Origin of the sequence: Bacillus sp. SB49, from assembly GCF_000469135.2 — a bacterium.
GTDB lineage: Bacteria > Bacillota > Bacilli > Bacillales > Halobacillaceae > Halobacillus.
Genome location: NZ_CP048117.1, coordinates 2,627,583 through 2,648,240, shown reverse-complemented (window position 1 = coordinate 2,648,240; position 20,658 = coordinate 2,627,583). Strand labels below are relative to the sequence as shown.

The 20,658-nt window shown below is 44.8% G+C and carries 27 protein-coding genes and 1 pseudogene; 15 read left to right on the top strand and 13 right to left on the bottom strand.

Translation table 11 applies throughout. The features are described from left to right. The first annotated feature begins 278 nt into the window (after positions 1-278). A complete protein-coding gene (locus M662_RS13925) occupies positions 279-1,808 on the top strand; it encodes a sodium-dependent transporter (RefSeq protein WP_008635731.1) in 1,530 nt (509 codons plus the stop codon). 1 nt (position 1,809) lies between these two features. Further along, complete coding sequence (locus tag M662_RS13920) at positions 1,810-1,914, top strand: methionine/alanine import family NSS transporter small subunit (RefSeq protein ID WP_008635730.1); 105 nt, start codon at positions 1,810-1,812, stop codon at positions 1,912-1,914. A 40-nt stretch (positions 1,915-1,954) separates the two neighbouring features. On the opposite strand, the gene M662_RS13915 is transcribed toward M662_RS13920, so the two are convergent. Together M662_RS13915 and M662_RS13910 are read right to left on the bottom strand one after the other, a co-directional pair. Then, positions 1,955-2,890, bottom strand: coding sequence for a M23 family metallopeptidase (locus M662_RS13915; protein WP_008635729.1), 936 nt, complete (start codon positions 2,888-2,890; stop codon positions 1,955-1,957). 67 nt (positions 2,891-2,957) lie between these two features. Beyond that, positions 2,958-3,587, bottom strand: a complete 630-nt coding sequence (locus tag M662_RS13910; RefSeq protein ID WP_008635728.1) for a YhcN/YlaJ family sporulation lipoprotein — start codon at positions 3,585-3,587, stop codon at positions 2,958-2,960. A gap of 140 nt (positions 3,588-3,727) precedes the next feature. Between M662_RS13910 and M662_RS13905 the strand changes: the two genes are divergently transcribed. Next, positions 3,728-4,003, top strand: coding sequence for a YutD family protein (locus M662_RS13905; protein ID WP_008635726.1), 276 nt, complete (start codon positions 3,728-3,730; stop codon positions 4,001-4,003). A gap of 50 nt (positions 4,004-4,053) precedes the next feature. Here the strand turns inward: M662_RS13905 and M662_RS13900 are convergent, their stop codons facing one another. Then, a complete protein-coding gene (locus M662_RS13900) occupies positions 4,054-4,332 on the bottom strand; it encodes a hypothetical protein (RefSeq protein WP_008635722.1) in 279 nt (92 codons plus the stop codon). A gap of 52 nt (positions 4,333-4,384) precedes the next feature. Further along, positions 4,385-4,651, bottom strand: coding sequence for a DUF3055 domain-containing protein (locus M662_RS13895; protein ID WP_026578267.1), 267 nt, complete (start codon positions 4,649-4,651; stop codon positions 4,385-4,387). A gap of 158 nt (positions 4,652-4,809) precedes the next feature. On the opposite strand from M662_RS13895, the gene M662_RS13890 reads away from it, so the two are divergent. Both M662_RS13890 and M662_RS13885 read left to right on the top strand, forming a co-directional pair. Then, entirely contained in the window at positions 4,810-5,250 is a 441-nt protein-coding gene (locus M662_RS13890) for a DUF86 domain-containing protein (protein WP_026578268.1), read from the top strand. A gap of 23 nt (positions 5,251-5,273) precedes the next feature. Continuing rightward, entirely contained in the window at positions 5,274-6,044 is a 771-nt protein-coding gene (locus M662_RS13885; RefSeq protein WP_008635717.1) for a TIGR01457 family HAD-type hydrolase, read from the top strand. 47 nt (positions 6,045-6,091) lie between these two features. On the opposite strand, the gene M662_RS13880 is transcribed toward M662_RS13885, so the two are convergent. Both M662_RS13880 and M662_RS13875 read right to left on the bottom strand, forming a co-directional pair. Next, positions 6,092-7,645: a hypothetical protein gene (locus M662_RS13880; RefSeq protein WP_026578269.1), complete on the bottom strand. Its 1,554-nt coding sequence runs from the start codon at positions 7,643-7,645 to the stop codon at positions 6,092-6,094. Positions 7,646-7,774: 129 nt separating this feature from the next. Continuing rightward, on the bottom strand, positions 7,775-8,281 hold the full coding sequence (locus M662_RS13875) for a phosphatidylglycerophosphatase A family protein (protein ID WP_008635712.1): 507 nt from the start codon (positions 8,279-8,281) through the stop codon (positions 7,775-7,777). 167 nt (positions 8,282-8,448) lie between these two features. Here M662_RS13875 and M662_RS13870 point away from each other — a divergent pair, with 167 nt between their 5' ends. Next, complete coding sequence (locus M662_RS13870) at positions 8,449-9,414, top strand: 2-hydroxyacid dehydrogenase (protein ID WP_026578270.1); 966 nt, start codon at positions 8,449-8,451, stop codon at positions 9,412-9,414. Positions 9,415-9,461: 47 nt separating this feature from the next. On the opposite strand, the pseudogene M662_RS13865 reads toward M662_RS13870, so the two are convergent. Further along, a pseudogene (locus tag M662_RS13865) lies at positions 9,462-9,692 on the bottom strand (NifU family protein); the annotation flags it as partial. Between the two features lie 154 nt (positions 9,693-9,846). On the opposite strand from M662_RS13865, the gene M662_RS13860 reads away from it, so the two are divergent. The 3 genes from M662_RS13860 to M662_RS13850 all read left to right on the top strand — a co-directional run bounded on the left by M662_RS13860 (position 9,847) and on the right by M662_RS13850 (position 10,962). Continuing rightward, positions 9,847-10,176, top strand: a complete 330-nt coding sequence (locus M662_RS13860) for a YuzD family protein (RefSeq protein ID WP_008635709.1) — start codon at positions 9,847-9,849, stop codon at positions 10,174-10,176. A gap of 69 nt (positions 10,177-10,245) precedes the next feature. Continuing rightward, complete coding sequence (locus M662_RS13855) at positions 10,246-10,476, top strand: YuzB family protein (protein WP_008635708.1); 231 nt, start codon at positions 10,246-10,248, stop codon at positions 10,474-10,476. 126 nt (positions 10,477-10,602) lie between these two features. After that, positions 10,603-10,962 (top strand): HesB/IscA family protein, encoded by a 360-nt coding sequence (locus tag M662_RS13850; RefSeq protein WP_008635707.1) that lies wholly within the window; start codon positions 10,603-10,605, stop codon positions 10,960-10,962. A 102-nt stretch (positions 10,963-11,064) separates the two neighbouring features. Here the strand turns inward: M662_RS13850 and M662_RS13845 are convergent. Together M662_RS13845 and M662_RS13840 are read right to left on the bottom strand one after the other, a co-directional pair. Beyond that, a protein-coding gene (locus M662_RS13845; protein WP_162129301.1) for an IS3 family transposase occupies positions 11,065-12,395 on the bottom strand; the annotation gives its coding sequence in 2 pieces (ribosomal slippage) (positions 11,065-12,023 and positions 12,023-12,395; 1,332 coding nt in all). A 138-nt stretch (positions 12,396-12,533) separates the two neighbouring features. Beyond that, positions 12,534-13,520: an NAD(P)/FAD-dependent oxidoreductase gene (locus tag M662_RS13840; RefSeq protein WP_008635706.1), complete on the bottom strand. Its 987-nt coding sequence runs from the start codon at positions 13,518-13,520 to the stop codon at positions 12,534-12,536. Positions 13,521-13,750: 230 nt separating this feature from the next. Between M662_RS13840 and M662_RS13835 the strand changes: the two genes are divergently transcribed. From M662_RS13835 to M662_RS13825, 3 genes are all read left to right on the top strand, one after another. Continuing rightward, a complete protein-coding gene (locus M662_RS13835; protein ID WP_008635704.1) occupies positions 13,751-14,974 on the top strand; it encodes an NAD(P)/FAD-dependent oxidoreductase in 1,224 nt (407 codons plus the stop codon). A 161-nt stretch (positions 14,975-15,135) separates the two neighbouring features. Continuing rightward, positions 15,136-15,453, top strand: coding sequence for a YuiB family protein (locus M662_RS13830; RefSeq protein ID WP_008635702.1), 318 nt, complete (start codon positions 15,136-15,138; stop codon positions 15,451-15,453). Between the two features lie 83 nt (positions 15,454-15,536). Then, entirely contained in the window at positions 15,537-16,178 is a 642-nt protein-coding gene (locus M662_RS13825) for a 3D domain-containing protein (RefSeq protein WP_008635700.1), read from the top strand. A 63-nt stretch (positions 16,179-16,241) separates the two neighbouring features. Here M662_RS13825 and M662_RS13820 read toward each other — a convergent pair whose 3' ends face one another. Next, a complete protein-coding gene (locus tag M662_RS13820; RefSeq protein WP_008635699.1) occupies positions 16,242-16,724 on the bottom strand; it encodes a divergent PAP2 family protein in 483 nt (160 codons plus the stop codon). A gap of 195 nt (positions 16,725-16,919) precedes the next feature. On the opposite strand from M662_RS13820, the gene M662_RS13815 reads away from it, so the two are divergent. Beyond that, on the top strand, positions 16,920-17,120 hold the full coding sequence (locus tag M662_RS13815; RefSeq protein WP_026578271.1) for a hypothetical protein: 201 nt from the start codon (positions 16,920-16,922) through the stop codon (positions 17,118-17,120). 30 nt (positions 17,121-17,150) lie between these two features. Here M662_RS13815 and deoD read toward each other — a convergent pair whose 3' ends face one another. Continuing rightward, entirely contained in the window at positions 17,151-17,861 is a 711-nt protein-coding gene (gene deoD / locus M662_RS13810) for a purine-nucleoside phosphorylase (RefSeq protein WP_026578272.1), read from the bottom strand. Positions 17,862-17,958: 97 nt separating this feature from the next. Next, complete coding sequence (locus tag M662_RS13805; RefSeq protein WP_008635689.1) at positions 17,959-18,339, bottom strand: kinase-associated lipoprotein KapB; 381 nt, start codon at positions 18,337-18,339, stop codon at positions 17,959-17,961. A gap of 125 nt (positions 18,340-18,464) precedes the next feature. On the opposite strand from M662_RS13805, the gene M662_RS13800 reads away from it, so the two are divergent. Then, the gene (locus M662_RS13800; RefSeq protein WP_008635681.1) at positions 18,465-18,671 is read left to right on the top strand and encodes a hypothetical protein; all 207 of its coding nucleotides are present in this window, start codon (positions 18,465-18,467) and stop codon (positions 18,669-18,671) included. Positions 18,672-18,760: 89 nt separating this feature from the next. Next, positions 18,761-19,330 carry a superoxide dismutase family protein gene (locus M662_RS13795; RefSeq protein WP_026578273.1) on the top strand — a complete coding sequence of 190 codons (570 nt, stop codon included), beginning with the start codon at positions 18,761-18,763 and terminating at the stop codon, positions 19,328-19,330. 44 nt (positions 19,331-19,374) lie between these two features. On the opposite strand, the gene M662_RS13790 is transcribed toward M662_RS13795, so the two are convergent. Beyond that, positions 19,375-20,541: a MalY/PatB family protein gene (locus M662_RS13790; RefSeq protein ID WP_008637542.1), complete on the bottom strand. Its 1,167-nt coding sequence runs from the start codon at positions 20,539-20,541 to the stop codon at positions 19,375-19,377. Between the last annotated feature and the right edge of the window lie 117 nt (positions 20,542-20,658).

Genomic DNA, 20,658 nt, shown 5'->3' with positions numbered 1-20,658 from the left:
CCTTTGGTGTGATGGATGAATAGGGCCGATAGACATAAGAGGATGACTGGATATTATTAAAAATGTAAATACCTCCATATAAAGGTAGGAAGATTAACCTATGGAACATCCTCCTGAGACTACCTCTTCTGTTATTATCTGAAAATTATAAAATTATTTTGACAAGCCGTAGCGCGGTGGTTATAATTTAAACAGAAATAATCAGAAAAAAATAAAAATTTTGAACACTATTCTTTCATAAAATTTATAAACGTGTTCAAAACAGGGAGGTCTTTCACATGGAGAATCGTGCACAATGGGGTACGAGGGCTGGGTTCATTCTGGCTGCTGTCGGTTCGGCTATTGGTCTTGGGAACATATGGAGGTTTCCATCTGTAGCTTATGAGAATGGAGGAGGAGCATTTTTCATTCCTTATCTATTCGCTCTTTTGACAGCCGGGATACCGTTGCTGATCATGGAGTTTACCATTGGTCACAAGTACCGTGGATCTGCTCCACTATCCTTCTTCAAAATGAGCCGTAAAACAGAATGGCTCGGCTGGTGGGCTGTATTGGTGGCATTCGTCATTTCTACTTATTACTCTGTCATCATCGCCTGGGCAATGTCCTACAGTGTCTTTTCCTTAAATCTTTCTTGGGGATCCGATACAGAAACGTTCTTATTTAGTGATTACCTGCAATTATCATCCATTACTCCAGGGCAGACAGGCAGCCTTGTCCCGGGCGTTTTAATTCCGCTCGTACTTGTATGGATCATTACCCTTGGTGTACTGTTCGCAGGTGTCAAAAAAGGAATCGAAACAGCGAACAAGATTTTCATTCCAACGCTTGTTATTCTTTTCCTGATCATTGTCATCCGCGCGGTCACACTTCCAGGAGCCGCGGAAGGTCTACAGACATTCTTTGCTCCGAATTTTGAAACAATCATGAACGGTTCGGTTTGGGTAGCTGCTTACGGTCAGATCTTCTTCAGTCTTTCCATTGCATTTGCCATTATGATTACTTATTCCAGCTATCTTCCGAAGAAATCGGATATTACGAACAACGCATTTATTACAGGATTCAGTAACTCGAGCTTTGAGTTGTTAGCCGGTATCGGGGTTTTCGGAGCTTTAGGATTCATGGCTTCACAAAGTAATGTCCCGGTGGAAGAGGTTGTGAGCGGCGGGGTTGGTCTTGCATTCGTCGTATTCCCGCAGATCATCAATGAGTTTCCCGCTTTGAATGGACTTTTTGGAGTCCTGTTCTTCCTGTCCTTAGTTCTTGCCGGGTTGTCTTCTCTAATCTCCATTTCCGAAACATACGTAGCGGGTATTCAGGAGAAGTTTGGTATATCAAGAAAAGCTGCTGTTGGAATCGGTGGCGGGATCTCTGCCATCATATCGCTGCTCTTTGCTACCCAAGGAGGACTATTCTTCCTGGACGCAGCAGATTACTTCATCAACCAGTTTGGGGTCGCCTTCGTCGGTCTTGTCGAAGTCGTTGTGATCGCCTGGTTCCTTCGTAAGTTGAACGACTTCCAAAACCATGCCAATGCCATTTCTGATATCCGTCTTGGCGGCTGGTGGAAAGTCTGTTTAGGACTGGTCACACCTGTTGTCCTTGGTTACATGATGTTCGATCTTTTCAGAACCAACCTGGAGCGTGCATTCGATACGCCGACAGGGAACTATGAAGGATATACGGATACCTTCATTTTATACGGCGGCTGGTTCGTCGCGGCGTTTGCTTTAGTCGCAGGTTTCCTTATGACATTCAAACGCTGGCATACGAACTCATTGGAAGAAGTAAAAAAGGAGGTAAGCTGATATGACAGGTAGTGCAATAGCTATGATGATTATCGGCATCGTTGTCATATGGGGTGGACTTGCAGCGAGCATAACGAATGCAGTTCGCAAATCCAAACAACAATAAAAAGCAGAAAAACCGCCGCACAATCATGTGCGGCGGTTTTTTAATCGACCATCTGTTCCCATCGTTTTAAATAAGGAGTTGGGTCGAAGGACCATTCATTTTTCCCATTATCCTGATACATGCCATAATGGAGATGCGGTGGAAATTTTCCGGAAGTACCGGGCGGTCCATAGCCGGAAGCACCCACGGCACCAATAACGTCACCAGGTTTTACGACGTCTCCCACTTTTATATCCTCTGCAAAATTTTGAAGATGTGCGTAATAGTGGTAAATATTGTAAATGTCCCTGATGCCGATTCTCCAACCGCCGAACTTGTTCCAGCCTTTCATTTCAACCACACCATAGGTGGTCGATTTCACAGGCACTCCGTAATTGGCAAAGATATCGGTACCTTCATGAACTCTGCGGCCACCAAAGCCGCGTGCGTCCCCCCAAGTACTGCGATAGCTGAAGTTTGCCTCCAACGGAAGTGGAAAATCCCTGTTCTTTAAATGAACGGTTCCGAAGTTTCGGAAAACTTGGGCGGTGTTCATAATCGTTTGCACAGTCAGATCACGCTGGTAATAATCCCATAGGGCAATTTTTATATCTTCTTCTGTTGTTCCATATGATTTGACGTAATCGGCAATGGACCAGAGCAGATCATCATCCTGATCTATTTCCACTTTACCGTCTCCATTTCCGTCAGAGCCCCAGCCTTCGGGAAACAAGTCGGCAGGCATCTCTCCATTGGTCCCTGTCCAGAACATTGGATCCGGTTTTATAGCGGTAACCCTGTCTTTCTCGGGGTCCCCGTTGACCTGTCTTTCGTATTGATCGATAGCTGCTAAATATTCCCAAGGAATGTCAGTAAGGGCAGCTGTCTTCTTATACAAGGCCATCCGGTCATCACTTTCTTTATCGGCGTATGTCGGTGACGGAAAAAGTAAGGCGCCAGCCACAACGACGCTTAATAAGAGCCTGAAGTATATCATATACTCACCTACAACTTTTTAATACCTTTAGCATGAGGCAGTCAGGAGAATGTTATGTTTGGAAATATCAGTTCTCCATGCCTGTTTCTTCTTTTGTGTTCATGTTCGGACCTACATCCGGTTGTCTCGGGTCATCCTGCTTCACTTTACCTTGGGGTGCTTTTTTCATTTTTTTAATGATACTGTCGATATTCTCATTATAGTTTTCGTCGTATACGGTCGATGTGCTCAAACTTTGAATGTCTCCAAAAGAAGCTGGATTGTCGGACACATAGACGTGGTAGAAGCTCGGCACAAGCGAATAGGCGGTCTTTTGAACCATATCTGCTGCCGTCTCTCGATCCGTATCGTCTGCTTTACTGTAAGCGACAAGCACCTCATTATCGGTTACGACAGTCGCTACATCGTCAAAATTGTCATATCGTAAAATCATGCGGGAAATCATGTCTGCCATCTCTTCGCGGTTCACTTTGATTTCATGGTGTTCTTCGTCATCCCGTTCCATCTGCGTCTGATTGAAGCGGACATAGCCTACCTGTCCGTCCGATCCATCTTCATTGTAGCCGTCCATAGCATTTCCGTTTAGGGGATCATCGGCTCGTTTATTTTGTTTAGCTGATTCATCTGTTTCCTGGCACCCTGCCATTGTCAGTGCAAGGAGGCCGGTCAAACATACAGTACTCCATCGCTTATTCACAGTATTTCCTCCTTATTCGTTAGTCGGTGACGGTATGGTTAGGTTGGACTTTTATTAGAAGAATCATACGGTTTTTGAAAAGCGGCAATTCCGTCCATATACGGAAGTGTGGTACACTTATAGAAGATAGAGGTGATGATATGGTTGAATTAAACGGGAAGACGTACGACCTGCTTGAAGACCATCAGGAAGGGTTTCAGCAGGAAGAAGTGGAAAGCCGCTACAGTGATATTCTTAATAAGTATGACTTTATCGTAGGGGACTGGGGTTACGGACAGCTTCGCCTTAAAGGCTTTTATGATGACCAGAATTCAAAGGCCAGCTTTGATACCAAAATTAGTACGTTAGAGGATTATCTATATGAATACTGTAATTTCGGCTGTTCCTATTTTGTTCTAAAGCGGATACGACAATAACCGACGTGCTGAAGAAAAGCACGCCGGTTTTTTATTACCTGGGCAATATTTTATTGTTCCTCTGACGGCTTTACATCCTGGTCCTTTTCGTCATGAGTAGGGTGGGCGCCGGCTTCCTGGCGCGGCAGATCCTGGTGTAAAGCCTTAAATTCATAATTGAACGCACTATAGTACCTTTGCTTATCTGTCCAAGGGGAGCTTTTTTCGTTGGAAACGGGCTCATATTTGTTTCTTGGAGCACCATAGGGTCCTTCCGGCAGCTGTTCTGGAACAAGGTAGTTCCGTTGTGCTTCCACGTTAGCGAAGTCGGAATATTTATCTTCGGGCATTTAAAAAACCTCCTTCAGGAATAGTTTCGCCCGTTGGAGGTTTCTTATTCTTTCATAGTAAGTCGGGGAGATAGGTTCGAAGCTCTTCTGCTTCCATCGTACTCAGCTGAAACATATGCTCTAAGTGTCCGGCCCTGTTTATATTTTCTAAATCGAGCAGAGCCTGACGGTTTTTGGGCAGGTTGATGACCATAGTCTGGTTATCGAAGCAGTCTGCTTTCATTAAGGCAAGCTCAAAACGATGGCTGCCTGCGGTGAAGGAGACAAACCGGGTGCTGGTGTCTTGTGTGAAATCCTCTAAAAGTGGCCGTTCCGCCATGAATGATCACCTCCTGTCCTATGTCGGCGGCTGGTATATTCGTCCACATAAGTATGCCCGGGATGTTGGAAAATATGCGCGGTTTCCATGGCTGGGCGAGGGATCGGATAGCAATTTATGTTATTCTTAACAAAGAAAAATACACGGGAGGTAGGAACATGTATTTCGTCGACAGAAAAAAATTAGAAGAAATTTTAAATTATATGAATACGGTGCTGCAAGAGGTGACGGAGAACCGCTATGAAACGTTCTCAGACCGTCTATTATTGGAGAGAACCACTCATGTAACTATTGAAGCTATTCTGGATGTGGGAAATATGATGATCGACGGCTTTATCATGCGCGATCCGGGCAGTTACGAAGATATCATTGACATACTGACCGATGAACAAGTGCTTCCAAAGGGGGAAGAGGAAGCCTATAAGGCGTTCATCGGTTTGAGGAAAATGATTGTTCAGGAATACACAGCTGTTGATCATCAAGAGATCAGCGGAATATGGAATCAGTATAAAGCAGTCATTCTTTCTTTTCCTGAAAAGGTCAGGAGCTATCTAGATACAGAGCTTGGCCCTGTATCCACATTTACGAATAACGATTGATTCAGGGATGAGGTGTTATCAACATGTACAGGGATTATAAAGCGTATTTAATTGATTTGGATGGGACGATGTACAAAGGAACGGACAAAATAGACGGCGCCGGGGAATTTGTTCAAGCGTTGGTTGACAAGGAACGCCCCTTCCTCTTTCTGACCAACAATTCTTCTAAAAGGGTGGAACAGGTCGCCGCTAAATTGACGGATTTAGGAATACCGGCAAATCCTGATCAAGTGTACACGAGCAGTATTGCCACAGCGGAATACATCAAAAGCGAGAATCACCAAGCCCGTGTTTTTGTGATCGGAGAAGACGGGCTGCTGGATGCCCTTGATCGGGAAGGATTGACCAGAGTGGAAAGCCGCTCGGATTATGTAGTTATCGGCATTGACCGGGAGATTACATATGAAAAGCTGGCAAGGGCATGCTTGGAAGTTCGAAATGGAGCGAAATTGATCAGTACCAACGGGGATATCGCTATTCCGACCGAAAGAGGGATGCTTCCGGGAAACGGCGCACTTACATCTGTTGTCGCGGTTAGTACAGGGGTGGACCCGGTTTTTGTAGGAAAACCGGAATCATTGATCATGGATCGGGCTCTAAAGCGGATTGGATATGGGAAAGACGAAGTCCTCATGGTGGGGGACAATTATAACACCGATATTCTTGCAGGTATTCGTGCAGGGATCGACACATTGATGGTGGAGACAGGAGTCAGTTCTTTTGATGAGTTGAAACAAACGGATCCTGCACCGACCTATAAGTGCCGGGACTTGTATGAATGGATGAAAGGTTGAATGGACAGGAAAGAGCGCCTGGATTAACTAATCCAAGCGCTCTTTCTTTATAGGAGGTAGGGGCCAAAGAATACGGTTATAAAAGCAACATGTACACCGATGAAATAAGAGAGTTGTATAAATGGGGACCAGTCTTTGACACGGTGGAATGCACGGACCAACACATAAGCGATTAAGGCGAATGCCAAAAGGTATATATAAGTACTTCCGGAGAAATTCAAATAATCCGGGGTGCGCGTCAACAATTGTTCCGAAAAGACGGGGCCCTTGAATAAGAAGACGGCGGCGAGGTAGATGACAGCGCCTGTATAAAACACCCATGCTCTGTCTTCATCCATGGCTTTCGTTTTCGTAAACATTAAAATGGTTAGAAAGACTAAAGGCCAGATGATCCAAACTAAAGAAATAGGAACAATAAGCATTCCAAATGAAAGCATGCCGGCGGTTTTCCCTCCTGCCTGAAGCAAATTCCCGCTGGAAATTCCATCGGTTTTACTTATAACTGCTTTCTCGTCGGAAGCAAGAAGGACCTGATAATGATCTCCCTTTTTATCCAACCAGATGATGGAATGAGAATCGATCCATTGAGGAGTGAGAGAAGGGCTGGGAGTATTACTGATACGCGTTACTCTGTTCACACCCTTTTCTTTCACCTGCGCCTGATAAATATTAAATTGGGTCTCCTTGTTAAACATCGTGTCAGTTTTGCCGAGAGCTTTGAATAAAAGAAGAGATTTGTCTCCGCGTACCGTAAGTTCTATATCTGATAATTCCTCTAATGATTTTCCTGTTACGGGATCTGAAAAAGTAACACGGCTCATTTTCGGTGCCGACGCCTCTTCTTCTGCCGGGAAGGCAGCATAATAATGCAGCTGCTTCTTCTTACCCGTCATCGACTGTTTCTGTAATGTAGACTGAATCAGTCGTATGTCGTTCTCCGCAGCTGCAAAATGCATCTCTTTCAATTCTTCCCCGCTCTGCAAGGGAATGTCCGCTTCCCGCACTTTTTCCAGTGTACCATCCTTAAGGTGGTAGAATGTCAGGTGATTTCCTGACGATTCCGTTATTCGGGTGGCCAGGTAAGTGCCATCGTGGTTCTCATATGTAAGTACTTCCGCTTTCTCATCAGGCAGTGTCAATATAGAAGTAAGGCTGCCATCCTCTTCATACACATACACATCTGTCCCTTTTGTAAATATAACTTCGTTCTGTAAAGGGAGAAAGGTATCCAGATCGGATATCTTTTCCTTTTTTTCGGTAAATAACTGATGATAGTCGGAATAAACGAGTTGATTTCCTGGTGTAGCAATGGAAGTGAACTTATCAACAGGAATATCAATGTTTGTTTCCTCTGTGCTGGAGTACTCTTGGTCATAACCTGTTTGTTTCACGCCTTCTTCCGTCAAGTATGCGATCTTCGCACCATTCGTCGCCGACGACACAGCCGGAGAGTCGGAAGTCACCGTTTCCCCTAATTCCAGTGGTCGGCTCCAATCCGAGTCCGGTGGTTCGGTCACATCCTCAAAATTACGAACAAAGAGCAAACCGATTCCTAACAGCACAAGAAGTGCCGGCACAATCCATACTATTTTCTGTTTCATCTGGTCCTTTCTCCTTTCTTTATTTTCCATAATACGGAATTCACTATAACATATGTACGAATATAATAGTTAATAAGTTTCAGAATAATAAAAAAACTGTGCGCTCGGCACAGTTTTTAAGAAAATTAGTTAGTCTTCTGGATCGCCTGCGATGCTGTGAGCGAGCCTGCTTGAAGCAGCGGCTGCTATAGCCCCGACAATATCGTCTAAGAAAGTATGGCACTCACCAGTCGATTTATCATTTAACTTCTGAAGAATACCAGGCTTTTGTTTATCGATATACCCGTAGTTCGTAAAACCTATGGAACCGTATACGTTTACAATGGAGAAAGCGATGATTTCATCAATGCCGTACAGGCTCTCATCCACTTCAATAGTAGATTGCAGCGGTTCTTCCAGCATTTTCTTTTCTGCTAACATATCCAATTGTATCCCGGTAATAATCGCGTTTTGAACCTCGCGCTTCGTCAACACTTTGTTGACGTTGTATCGGCATTCATCCATCGTCAGTTTTTCGTGATATTTCGACTGAAGGTAGTGGACGAGCTCAGCGATATCATCAATGGATACTCCGCGATCGTTGAGCCATTCCCGTGCTGTTTTCTCGAGATTGGATATTTTCTTGTTATTTGTCATAAAGAAACCCTCCTACTCCTCATATCATTGCCTGTTTCGATACCCGTCATGAATATGGCACAAACGGATGGTTATATCCTTATTATATCAGAGAATTCAGTCAGAGATGCAGAGTCCTTCCAATCCTTTGTGATACACTGATAATTAACAGGGAAGGAGTGGGACTAATGGGGAAACCAAAAGTTTATATTACAAGGGCTTTACCGGAAGCAGTTGTGGAGCCGTATCGAAATGAACTGGATATCGAGATGTGGCCGGAAGCGGAGAAAGCGGTGGACAGGGAGCTTTTAATAGAAAAGGCCCGTCAATCGGACGGTCTCGTGACGATGTTGTCGGAGTCCATTGATGAAGCACTTTTGAAGGAGGCGGAGAGTCTCAAGATTGTCGCTAACTTGGCCGTCGGTTATGATAACATCGACTTGAAAAGTACACAGGAGCAAGGCGTAGCGGTAACGAATACTCCGGATGTCCTGTCTGATACGACCGCAGATTTGACATTCTCCCTGCTGACAGCTACGGCACGGAGGATCGTCGAAGCAGATACGTACATAAAAGAAGGGAAGTGGCAGCACTGGTCCCCATTGCTGCTGGCAGGCCACGATATTCACCATAAGACAATAGGAATTGTCGGGATGGGGAGAATCGGTGAAACGGTAGCGAAGCGTGCCACTGGTTTTGAGATGGATATTTTGTACCACAATCGTTCGAGAAACAGGAAAGCGGAAGAAGAACTCGGTGCAGTTTATGTGGATTTTGATGACCTTCTGCGTCGTTCCGACTTCGTTGTTTGTCTGACCCCTTTGACAGAAGAAACCCATCGATTATTTGATAAACAAGCTTTTGCCATGATGAAGGATGATGCGATTTTCATTAATGCTTCACGTGGAGCAGTCGTTGATGAAAAAGCACTGGAACATGCAATTAAAGAAGGAGAAATTGCGGCTGCAGGACTGGATGTGTTTGAAAACGAGCCGATTTCAAAAGATCACCCCCTCCTTCAGCTGCCGCAGGTTGTCTGCCTTCCACACATCGGCTCAGCGTCTAAAGAAACGCGCTATGCAATGATGAGGCTGTGTTTAGACAATATCTGCCGCCATTTCCGGGGAGAAACACTGATCAGCCCTGTCCAATAAAAAAACCGCACACCCTCATAAAGGTGTGCGGTTTTCTAATGGTTTGATCAGAAAACTTGTTCTACTTCGTAAATGCCAGGGATTTCTTGTGCAAGCGCACGCTCGATACCAGCTTTCAACGTGATGGTTGAGCTCGGGCAGTTCCCGCAGGCGCCCATCAGGCGAAGGCGTACGATGCCGTCTTCCACATCTACAAGCTCTACGTCCCCACCGTCACGAAGTAAAAATGGGCGAAGTTTATTGAGTACTTCCTGTACTTGTTCATGCATCTTCATCTTCCCCTTTCTAAGTAATAGTATAAAACGAAAGCAGCAAAAAATCTATGGTTGCGTCGTTAAGTCCATTTTTATAATGAGAACTATTATCATTTTATCTTTTTTCAATTCTTTTGTAAAATAAAATAAAAGTATCAATTTCAAGGGGTGGGATACAATGGGGGTAAAAGTAACAGTGTACGGATCGGATGTCAGATGTGCGAGTTGTGTGAATGCACCCGGTTCTAAGGAAACGTATGAGTGGATCCAGGCAGCGATTGCACGGAAGTATGGAGAGAAAGCAGCAATCAGCTATTCTTATTTCGATATCAACAGGGATGACCAGCCGGATGCGGATGACACACTGCTGGAACAGCTGCAGTCGGATGAACTTTTTTATCCGCTCGTCCTCGTGGAAGAAGAAATCGTTGGAGAGGGAAGTCCCCGGTTGAAGCCGATTTATAAGGCCTTGGAAAGTCATGGGATTGCAGAGCCTTCCTCTACCTGACACGAAATCCCTGTTTTATGGTAAACTAAAGCACATATAGGGTTTCATCCATATAAAGAGGTGATGCGGATGAATCCGACTGTAGAGTTTTGTATCAATAATTTAGCTAATGGTTCCCAGCAGGCGATGGCTGAGCTTGAGAAAGATCCAGATCTGGATGTTCTTGAATATGGTTGTTTAAGAAATTGCGGCTTATGTTCTCAAACCTTGTATGCACTGGTGGAGGGGGAACGGGTAATCGCAGATACGCCGGAAGAACTCGTGGATAAAGTGTATGAACAATTGGACGAAATCCTATAGAGCAGATTAAGGGAAGGTGTCCAAATTCAAGGGATGCCTTTTCTTATGGCGAGCGGGTCGCGCCATTTGATAAAGCGATCGGCAGTTTAGTATACTGACTGTAAGAAGAGAAAGGAGAGGCTTGGGATGATTCTGAACATTACGGAAGCCGCTGGTCACCAGATCAAGGAGATGATGAAGGAAGAAGAAGGAGATGTCCGTCTTCGCTTCGGAGTAAAGGGTGGAGGCTGTAGTGGATTGTCTTATGCCATGGGGTTTGAAGATGACATCAATGAAGAACTTGATGTGATCGATGAATCGGCAGGGATTCCTGTCGTCATCAACCGCCAGGATGTACCGATCATTGAAGGTACGACGATTGACTTCAAACAGAACATGATGGGTGGAGGATTCACGATCGACAATCCGAACGCGATTGTTTCGTGCGGGTGTGGATCTTCTTTCAAAACGGCGACAAATGCAGGTGTGCCGGATCCCAGCTGTTAAATAGACGACAAACCTCCCCTTGTGGGGAGGTTTTTTTACATTGGAAAAAAGACGCCCGATTTGAACTGTAACCTATAATTCGGACAGTTTATAAAAAGAACCTTAGGCGGCTAGGAGATGATCTCGGTATTGCACCGGGGTCATCTTATTTAAATTCCACTGATATCTTTTATTATTATATTTTGCTATATACTGGTTAATTTCTTCTTTAAGTTGGCTTAAGCTTTCACATGATTGGTGATCCACCATATCCTTTAAATGACCAAAGAATGATTCCATAGGTGCATTATCCCAACAGTTACCTTTTCGGGACATGGACTGACGAAGGCCAGCTTCTCTCACTCTAGATTGGAATTTGGGGTGAGTGTAATGAAACCCTTGATCCGAATGAATCATTGCTTCTGGATGGAAAGATTTTACGGTGTCTTGAAGTTTCTCTAACGTTCGGTAAACAATATCCATCCCTAGGGAAGTAGATATATGGTGAGCTACAATTTCCTTTGTTGTACTATCTTTCACGCAAGAAAGATATGCTTTTTGACCTTTCCCAAAATACGTGTAAGTGATATCAGTCAAAAAGACTTTTCCGGGTTCTAGTTGTGTGAACTCTCGGTTAAGATGGTTTGGGCACGTACGATGCTCTTGAGTGGCTTTCAACATTTGTTTGTATGGTTTAGCCTGTCTGATCTTTGCCGAAAGATCAAATTTCTTCATTAATCTTCGAATTTTTTTATGATTCATGATGACCCCATAATCATTTTCGAGAATCAACTTAATTTGCAGAGCTCCTACTTTCTCATGGTTTTGTGAGAAGATAACTTGAATAATTTGTATATCCTTTTCGTCTTTCTGATTTTTCACTTGTCTTTTGGAATCACTATTTATCCACGCATAATATCCACTTCGACTTACTCCTGTGAATTCACATAAATAAGAGACCATACTCCTTAAGGAGTAATTATGGATTGTTTCATAAATAAGCTGATAGACTTCTGATGGAGTTATTTTCGTTTCTTCTTCAACGCCTGCCTTTCGAGTTTGTCTAGCTTTTTTAAAAAATCATTTTCAGCCTCTAAGTACTTAATACGAGCTTCCGCTTTCTCAAGTTCTTCTTCCGCAGACATCTTCTTTGAAGAAGGTCGACCTTTACTTCCTTTTCCACGACGGTCTCCCTCCAGACCAAGTTCTCCGTACTTTTCAAATGTGTTACGCCAGCGCTTTAAGCATCTTCTGGGTTGATCCTTCCCAATCACTACTAAATCAAATCCGTGCTCTTCAAATATTTGAGATGGAAAGTTTCCATTCTGATATTCCTGAATTGCAGCTTTCTTAAATAAAGGATGGTATGTGATAGAACGTTCCGATACCTTTACGACATTCGGATTGTCCTCTAATTGTTTCATTTCCGTATTTGAATAAAGATGTTTACTCATAGTCACACTCCGTTCATATATTTATTTTGATTATAAACGGGTTTCCTTCCTTGAAACAGAAATAACCCGAATAACGGGGCACTTTTTTATAAGTGTCCATTATTCGGGTTATAGTTCAATTATCGGGCGTCTTTTTGTTTATCCGAACATGCTTGTGGAGTGCTTCGGCTGCACGCGTGCATCTGGATCTATATATGCTTTTGCATTGTTAACCGCCGTTGGTCCTTCGCCGAATCCGGAGGCAATCAATTTAACTTTGCCGGGATAGGTGCAGATATCTCCAGCAGCATAGATGCCTTCGATGTTCGTTTCCATTTTGGAATTGACGACAATGCTGTTTTTTTCTATTTCCAGTTCCCAGTCCTTAATAGGCCCGAGAGAAGAGATGAAGCCGTAGTTGACGATGACGTCATCCACGTCGATCGTTTCTACACGGTCTCCCTTAACTTCATGAAGTTCCACTTGTTCAATCCGATCAGAACCGATCAGTTTCTCCGGGTTGTAAGGTGTCAAAACTCTTACATTGGATTCATGCAGCTGTGCCACGCTGTGTTCGTGTGCCCGGAACTTATCACGGCGGTGAACTAGCGTAACCTGCTTGGCGATCGGCTCCAGCATAAGTGACCAGTCGACAGCAGAGTCGCCGCCGCCGGCAATCATAACATTCTTATCCCGGAACCGGTCCATGTTACTTACGTGGTAATGAAGGTTTGTTCCTTCGAATTTATCTGTATCGTCAATCTTCAACTTCCTTGGCTGGAAAGCGCCGTTTCCGGCTGTGACAATGATTGTCTTCGTATAATGGACTTCTTTATCGGTGGTAAGCTTGATCGAACCATCTTCCATGCGTTCCACGGAAAGAACTTCCTGGCTGAGCGCAATCGTAGGGTCAAAAGCCATCGCCTGCTCTTCCAAGTTGTCCACGAGTTCCTGTGCCCGAACTTTAGGGAATCCTGCAACATCGTAAATGTACTTTTCCGGATACAGTGCAGTCAGCTGTCCGCCCAGATGGGGAAGGCTTTCAATTATCTTTACACTTGCATCGCGCATACCGCCGTAAAAAGCGGTAAACAACCCGACCGGGCCGCCGCCGATGACGGTTATATCGTATATCTTATCACTCATAATTACCCTCCTGTTCAAAATTACACTAATACATATTCTATCATAAAAAAATTTCAAGTGGGAATACTGAAGGCATGTAAGCCGTTCCAATTGAAGTTACTCCTATGTTCTCTAATGTGCTTCCTTTTGTTGAAAGCAGTTATAATCAGTTTTATCATAAATGAGAAGAAGGAATAATGACAAAAATGTGACGATTTATCCAGAATATGAATGGAATGGAGTGATGAAAGATGAAAAAACCGAATATCGTTATTCTGGGTGCCGGCTATGGCGGCATGATGACGGCCGTCAAGCTGCAGAAGAACATAGGAGTCAATGATGCGAACGTAACGTTGGTTAATAAGCACAGCTATCACTACCAGACCACCTGGCTTCACGAAAATGCTGCAGGTACACTGCATCATGATCGGACTCGTATCCCTATCAAAGACGTCATCGATACAAGCAAAATTAAGTTGATTCAAGACACAGTCCTCGAAATCAAACCATCTGAAAAGCGTGTACTTCTGGAGGATGGGGAAGTAACATACGACTACCTCGTCATTTCGCTCGGTTTTGAAGCAGCTACTTTTGGAATTCAAGGATTGAAAGAGCATGCCTTCACTATCGGTAGTATAAATAGTGCCCGTCTCATCCGTCAGCATATCGAATATAATTTTGCCAAATATAATACAGAGCCGGATAAAAAGCCGGAGCGTTTAAATATCGTCGTCGGCGGTGCCGGGTTTACAGGGATCGAGTTTGTCGGAGAGTTGGCAAACCGTGTTCCCGACCTGTGCAGGGAATATGATATTCCTCGCGATCAAGTTCGGATCATCTGTGTGGAAGCTGCACCTACTGCACTCCCGGGATTTGATCCCCAGCTCGTAGAGTACGCCATGAATTCACTGGAAGCACGTGGAGTAGAATTCAAACTGAGTGCTATGATCAAAGAAGTGACAGAGAACAAGCTGGTATTTGAGAAGGATGACCAGCGTGAAGAGATTGGGACGAATACAGTTGTATGGGCAGCAGGTGTCCGCGGGAATTCAATCGTCGAAGAGTCTGGTTTTGAAGCCAATCGAGGGCGGATTCCTGTGCGTGAGGATCTTCGGCCGGAAGGATATGATGATGTCTTCATTGTAGGGGACTGTGCTTTGGTCATGAACGAAGAAGCAGAGCGTCCCTATCCTCCAACAGCTCAAATTGCTATTCAGGAAGCGGAGCACACGGCTGGTAATTTGGAACGTCTTATCAAGGGGGAGCGGCACCTGGAGCCTTTCGTCCCGGATCTGAAAGGAACGGTTGCTTCGCTCGGCGATTCAGATGCCATTGGAGTTGTTTTCGACGACAAGAAGCTGTACGGTTGGTCGGCAACGGCGATGAAGAAGGTCATTGATAACCGCTACCTCTTAAAGCTTGGCGGCATCGGGCTCGTCTTAAAGAAAGGGAAATTAAACTTTTTCCATTTTTAAGAAGAAAGCCTTGGCCGGGTTCAATTTATAGTTAGGTATAAAAAAGTGGAGAACAATTCTCCGCTTTTTTATATGCTTCGACTGGTGAGCTTGCGGATTTGATGTAAGCGTTATAAAATGGTACATACTGATCGGCTTGTAAGATTTAGGGGGAAGAAGCGGTGAATATAGTTCAGTTTGTCGTATCCATTCTGTTATTTTTCGTATTGTTTTTCGGTATTTCCTTTCTACTCAACATGATCCTGCGTTCATCCTGGCTCATGGCAGTCGTGTATCCGGCTATTGTCCTGTTAATTGTGGATGATCATCCGTGGACGCAGTATTTCACAGATGCCGGTACGGCATTTCCTGCGGTATGGGAGCACTTGATGAACCTTAAGGTTGTCGATATTGTTATTCTTACCAGCGGCTTTGCAGGTACCATCCTTGCCGGAGTCGTCATTCGTCTTCTGCGACGAAGCGGATATCAGATGTTTTGAACGGACAGCTGCCCCCATTGGAGGCAGCTGTTTTTTGTATAATTATTACCAGCTTGGACATGATGACACCTAGAGGTGATTTCATGAAAAAGTGGACGACCTATATATTTTTTTCCGTTTTGTTTCTATTTGCATGGTACAGTACGGTCACAAATATAACGAATCTATCGATCAAAGATGTGGATGATTGGCTGAAAATAAAAATGGACGGGGAAGAGCCGGCAGAAGAAGTGTCCGGTTCCATGCTGCGCCCGAAACACGTAGCGAGCGCTGCCAATGCGGAGGCACTCGAGAAATTGGAAGCTTCTCTGGATCTTGCTCAGTACGACCGATATGAGGTGACGGCTACGGGTTATACGGCAGGAGTAGAGTCGACGGGAAAGGACGAAAGTCATCCGGCCTACGGAGTTACGTATTCAGGAGTGACGGTGAAGAGGGACTTGTATTCCACCATCGCAGCAGACCTTGAGCTGTTTCCGCTTGGTACGATTCTCTTCATTCCGGGCTATGGCTATGGAGTGGTCGCAGATACAGGCGGTGCCATTAAAGGGGACCGATTGGATCTTTATTATCCCTCGGTTGAGGACGTGTACAAACAGTGGGGGAAACAAACACTTCACGTCTATGTCATTAAAGAAGGTAATGGAGAATTGTCAGAAGAAGACTTGAACAAGATGAATGAACAGGAGTCCATGCAGGTATTCCGTTCCCAAATGATACGATGAAAAAGAACCCTTGCTCCACACGTTGGAGAAGGGTTCTTTTTAGTTTTTCTATCTTTACAGTCATTAATAAAGGAGTGTGTGGAACAAAAAGGTGAGCAGCACGCCGGTCAAACCGCCAAAGAATACTTCGATCGGCTGATGACCCAGCAGTTCCTTCAATTCTTCTTTTTTCTGGTATTCTTCCTTCGCCTGCCAGCTCTTCGCTTCACTTACGAAACGATTAAAGTCTTTTAAGAGGATGTTTAACATAATCGCCTGTTCACCGGTCTGGCGTCTTACACCAGTGCTGTCAAACATAACGATGATGGCAAAAACGCAGGCGACCGCAAAAATCGAGGAGCCGAATCCCTGTTCGATTCCGACACCGGTCGCAAGTGCGGTAACAGCAGCTGAGTGGCTCGAGGGCATACCGCCGGTGCTGAAAGCAAGGCTTGCGTTCAGCTTTCTGGATGCGATGAATTGGATGGGTATTTTGACGATTTGTGCGAATACGATGGAGGCGATGGCCGCCCATAAGGGGAAGTTATGCAATAGATCTAACAGCATGGTGACATCCTTTCTTCCTGCGGTATGTGATGGGAATGTGTACCAATGAATTATTAAGCATTATACCATAGGAGCACGGTCTCCGTCCTACATGCCGTGTTCTGTATTTTAAAGATGGATATCTGGGCATCAGCCCTGCCCGATGCTCTTCCAGGAAGATAAGATAAAAGATAACAGTCGACAGGAGGCAGGCTGATGAAGGAGAAATCCAATAATCTTACTTCCTTTTTATTCGGGGTCCCCACGCATCAAAAAGTAGGTACCATATGCAGTATTGTTACTATTACAGAATGGTACACAGGAAAATTGGAGGCAGTGACGGGTAGTATGCTGTTTATTCGAACAGGAGAGGATCTCCATGAAATACGACGAAATGATGTCCGGTCCGTTCTATAAAAAACGCACCCGGAACGGGTGCGTTTGCATTTATTCTTTAATAGCAGCTTCCAATGCTACTTCAATCATTTCGTTGAACGTTGTCTGGCGCTCTTCAGCAGTTGTTTCTTCTCCTGTCAGAATATGATCGCTGACTGTAAGAACAGACAGGGCCTGACGGTCATATTTGGCTGCCAGTGTATATAACGCGGTTGTTTCCATCTCGACGGCAAGTACATTGTACTTAGCGAGCAGCTCGAACGTTTCCATTGCGTTTTCCCTATAGAAGCTGTCACTTGTGAAGACGTTCCCTACACGAAGTTTCAGACCTTTTTCCGTCCCGGCATCATAGGCGTTTTTCAAAAGTTCGAAGTCAGCAGTCGGCGCATAATCGATGCCGCCGAATACCATCCGGTTCATTTGGGAATCGGTCGTTGATGTCGAAGCAAGGATGACATCTCTTACCTTTACGTCGCTTTGCAGTGCGCCGCAGGAACCTACTCGAATCAACTTCTGTACGCCGTAGCTTTCCATCAGCTCATTGACATAGATGGATATAGAAGGGACACCCATGCCTGTACCTTGTACAGAAATGCGTTCGCCTTTGTATGTACCAGTGTATCCGTACATCCCGCGAACTTCATTGTAGCACGTTGCATCTTCCAGGAAATTTTCTGCAATATATTTAGCTCGCAGTGGATCCCCGGGCAGCAGGATCTTTTCAGCGATATCGCCAGGATTGGCTCCGATGTGTGTTGTCATAGGTATGACCTCCTCATAAATTAAGACTACTTTAAATTACCACACCGCATAAGAGAAAACAAATGCGCTTTCATTGGCTTTGAAGGGTGGTTTTCCCTCATTCGAAATACTGGCGCTCAAGATCTTCGAGTCTATCTTTTGCGCTTTGGTTAAACGTCGTTTCCCTGCGCATTAACTTTTCCTTTAATGCTTCAACGGAGTCTTTTAATGACTGCTTGTACTCCGGGATATCCCCTTCGTACAGATGGACGGCTTCTTTCTGAACGTTTGCTTTTTCCGTATAGCTCAAGGCCTTCCTTTGGTGAAAGAAGACGTCCTCGGTCTTCCCTGGATTGTGCAGGTCTCCCTGCATGGGGTGCTTTGCCACGGCCAACACTTTCACCAGGAAAAATCGATTTCGGTCCTCTACGACTTCGCCTATGTAGATTCCTGATTTATAATGGGCTTTAACGGTGCTTCCCTGTTTTATCTCCGTCATTATTAGACCTCCATATATCTTTTACACCATTATAGCAAAGGTCCTATTCGTTGGAAAAAATGACGGGGAGGTAAGAACAGGGTTTGTGTCTTTGTTATAATGAAATGGAAGGAAGTGGTTTTGCTATGATGGAATTTTTGTACTTTCCAGAGGACAAGTCGGAATACATCCCGGCTGTATTCATGCTGTTGCTTTTCATCGTGTTGGCATCGCTCGCTATGATTTGGATTATCAGGGCCTCTCAGAAAGAAGAGAAGAAGTGGGACAAGCTAGAACAAACACCCGATACCATGAATCGTGAAGATCAAAAGCCGCGGGAAGGGAAATCCTGAGCGGCTTTTTTTTATGATCCCGTTCCTTCCTCATATTTTGTGTGTATAGGGAGATACTATCCATAACTATGTTGGAAGGGCGGATATAGATGGTAAACAAATGGATAGGAACAGCTTTATTGCTAATATTAATGGCCGGGTGCACAGGAGAAGAGAGGTCGCCGCTTGATACGTCGATCTATAATGCAGAGAGCGACAAAATTGGTACGGCCACATTAAAGGAAACGCCGGAGGGTGTTCAAGTGACTTTGAAGGTAGAAGGACTTGAACCTGGTCCGCACGGTTTACATATTCACGAGTTTCCTAAATGTGAGCCGCCGGACTTTCAAACAGCAGGTAATCACTTTAATCCACTATCCAAGGATCACGGGTTAATGAATGAGAAGGGGCCGCATGCCGGCGATCTTCCTAACGTCGAAGCGGATGCCAGCGGAATGGTGGATACAGAATTGGTGCTTCCGGAAGCTACCTTGAAAGACGACCAAATGTCCCTTTTAAGAAAAGAGGGTACCTCCTTGGTCATTACGAGTGAAGCGGATGATGGAATGTCCCAGCCTTCCGGTAATTCCGGAGAGCGGGTTGCATGTGGGAAAATTACGCTGAAAGCGGATGGGGATGAAGCAAGCGATCCGACGGAACCAGATAAAAAAGAAGAGTAGATAAAAAGCCGCCCGGCCGGGCGGCTTTTTATCTACTCGCATTTCTATTTCCTTGCAGCCTCAATAATTCGTGATACACCTTCTTCAATGGTAGAGCGGGGAGCAGCGATATTGATCCGCATAAATCCTGTTCCTGCTTTACCGAAGGAGACGCCGTCATTTAAACCGACTTTTGCCTGTTTCTGCATGAAGGATTTGAGTTCGCTGTGCTTCATTTCCAACCCGGTACAGTCAAGCCAAAGCAGGTAGGTTCCTTCCGCAGGAAAGACACGTACAGCGGTTTCGTTATGGAGCCTTTCCATAACGTAGTCCCTGTTTTCTTCCAGGGTTGTCATTAGTCCTTCCAGCCACTCTTCGCCGTGCTCATATGCCGCCTCCATTGCTGTAAGCCCCAGAGTATTCAACATACCCATTCCTTGATTTTTAAATTGCTTATCAAGCTTCTCTTTCGATTCTTTATCAGCAGTTACGACGAAAGATGCTTGTAGCCCCGCCAAATTAAACGTTTTGGTCGGTGACATGCAGGTGATAGTCTTTCTGCTGACGTCTTCAGAAACAGAGGCGATTGGAATGTGACGGTGCCCGCTGTATATAAGATCCGCATGTATTTCATCAGCAATAATTCGGACATCGTGCTTAAGGCAAATGCTGCTCAACCGGTTCAACTCTTCCCGCGTCCAAACACGTCCGACCGGGTTATGGGGATTACAGAGAATAAATAATTGGACGTTGTTTTCTTTAATTTTCTTCTCAAAGTCCTCAAAATCAATTTCATATTTGTTTCCTTCTACGATCAGCGGGTTCTCAATGATGTGACGCCCGTGGTCCCTGACTACGCTGTAGAACGGTGGATAGACCGGTGTCTGGATAATGACGTTGTCACCAATATCGGTCAATGATTGAATGATCATATGAAGCGAAGGGATGACACCGGGACTGTAGGTAATCCACTCCGGATCGATGGACCAATCATGTCTAGTCTGAAGCCACTGTACGATCTGCTGCTTTACGCGGTCATCTGGGACTGTATAGCCGAAGATGCCGTGATCGACACGTTCCTTTATTGCTGCCGTTACCGCCTTGGGGGTCTGAAAATCCATGTCTGCTACCCACATAGGAAGAACGTCTTTATCTTTATACAATTCTTCTGCCATATCCCATTTGACAGAGCGGGTTCCCTTACGTGAAATGACTCGTTTGAACTGTTCCAAAACGATGGCCTCCTATATTTTTGATTTCTGTAATCTATCATAACCGAAAGTCCGTGAAAGAAGAAAATATGTTGTTTGACCGGGATGATGGGGGAAAGAGAGCAAAAAAAAGAAGCA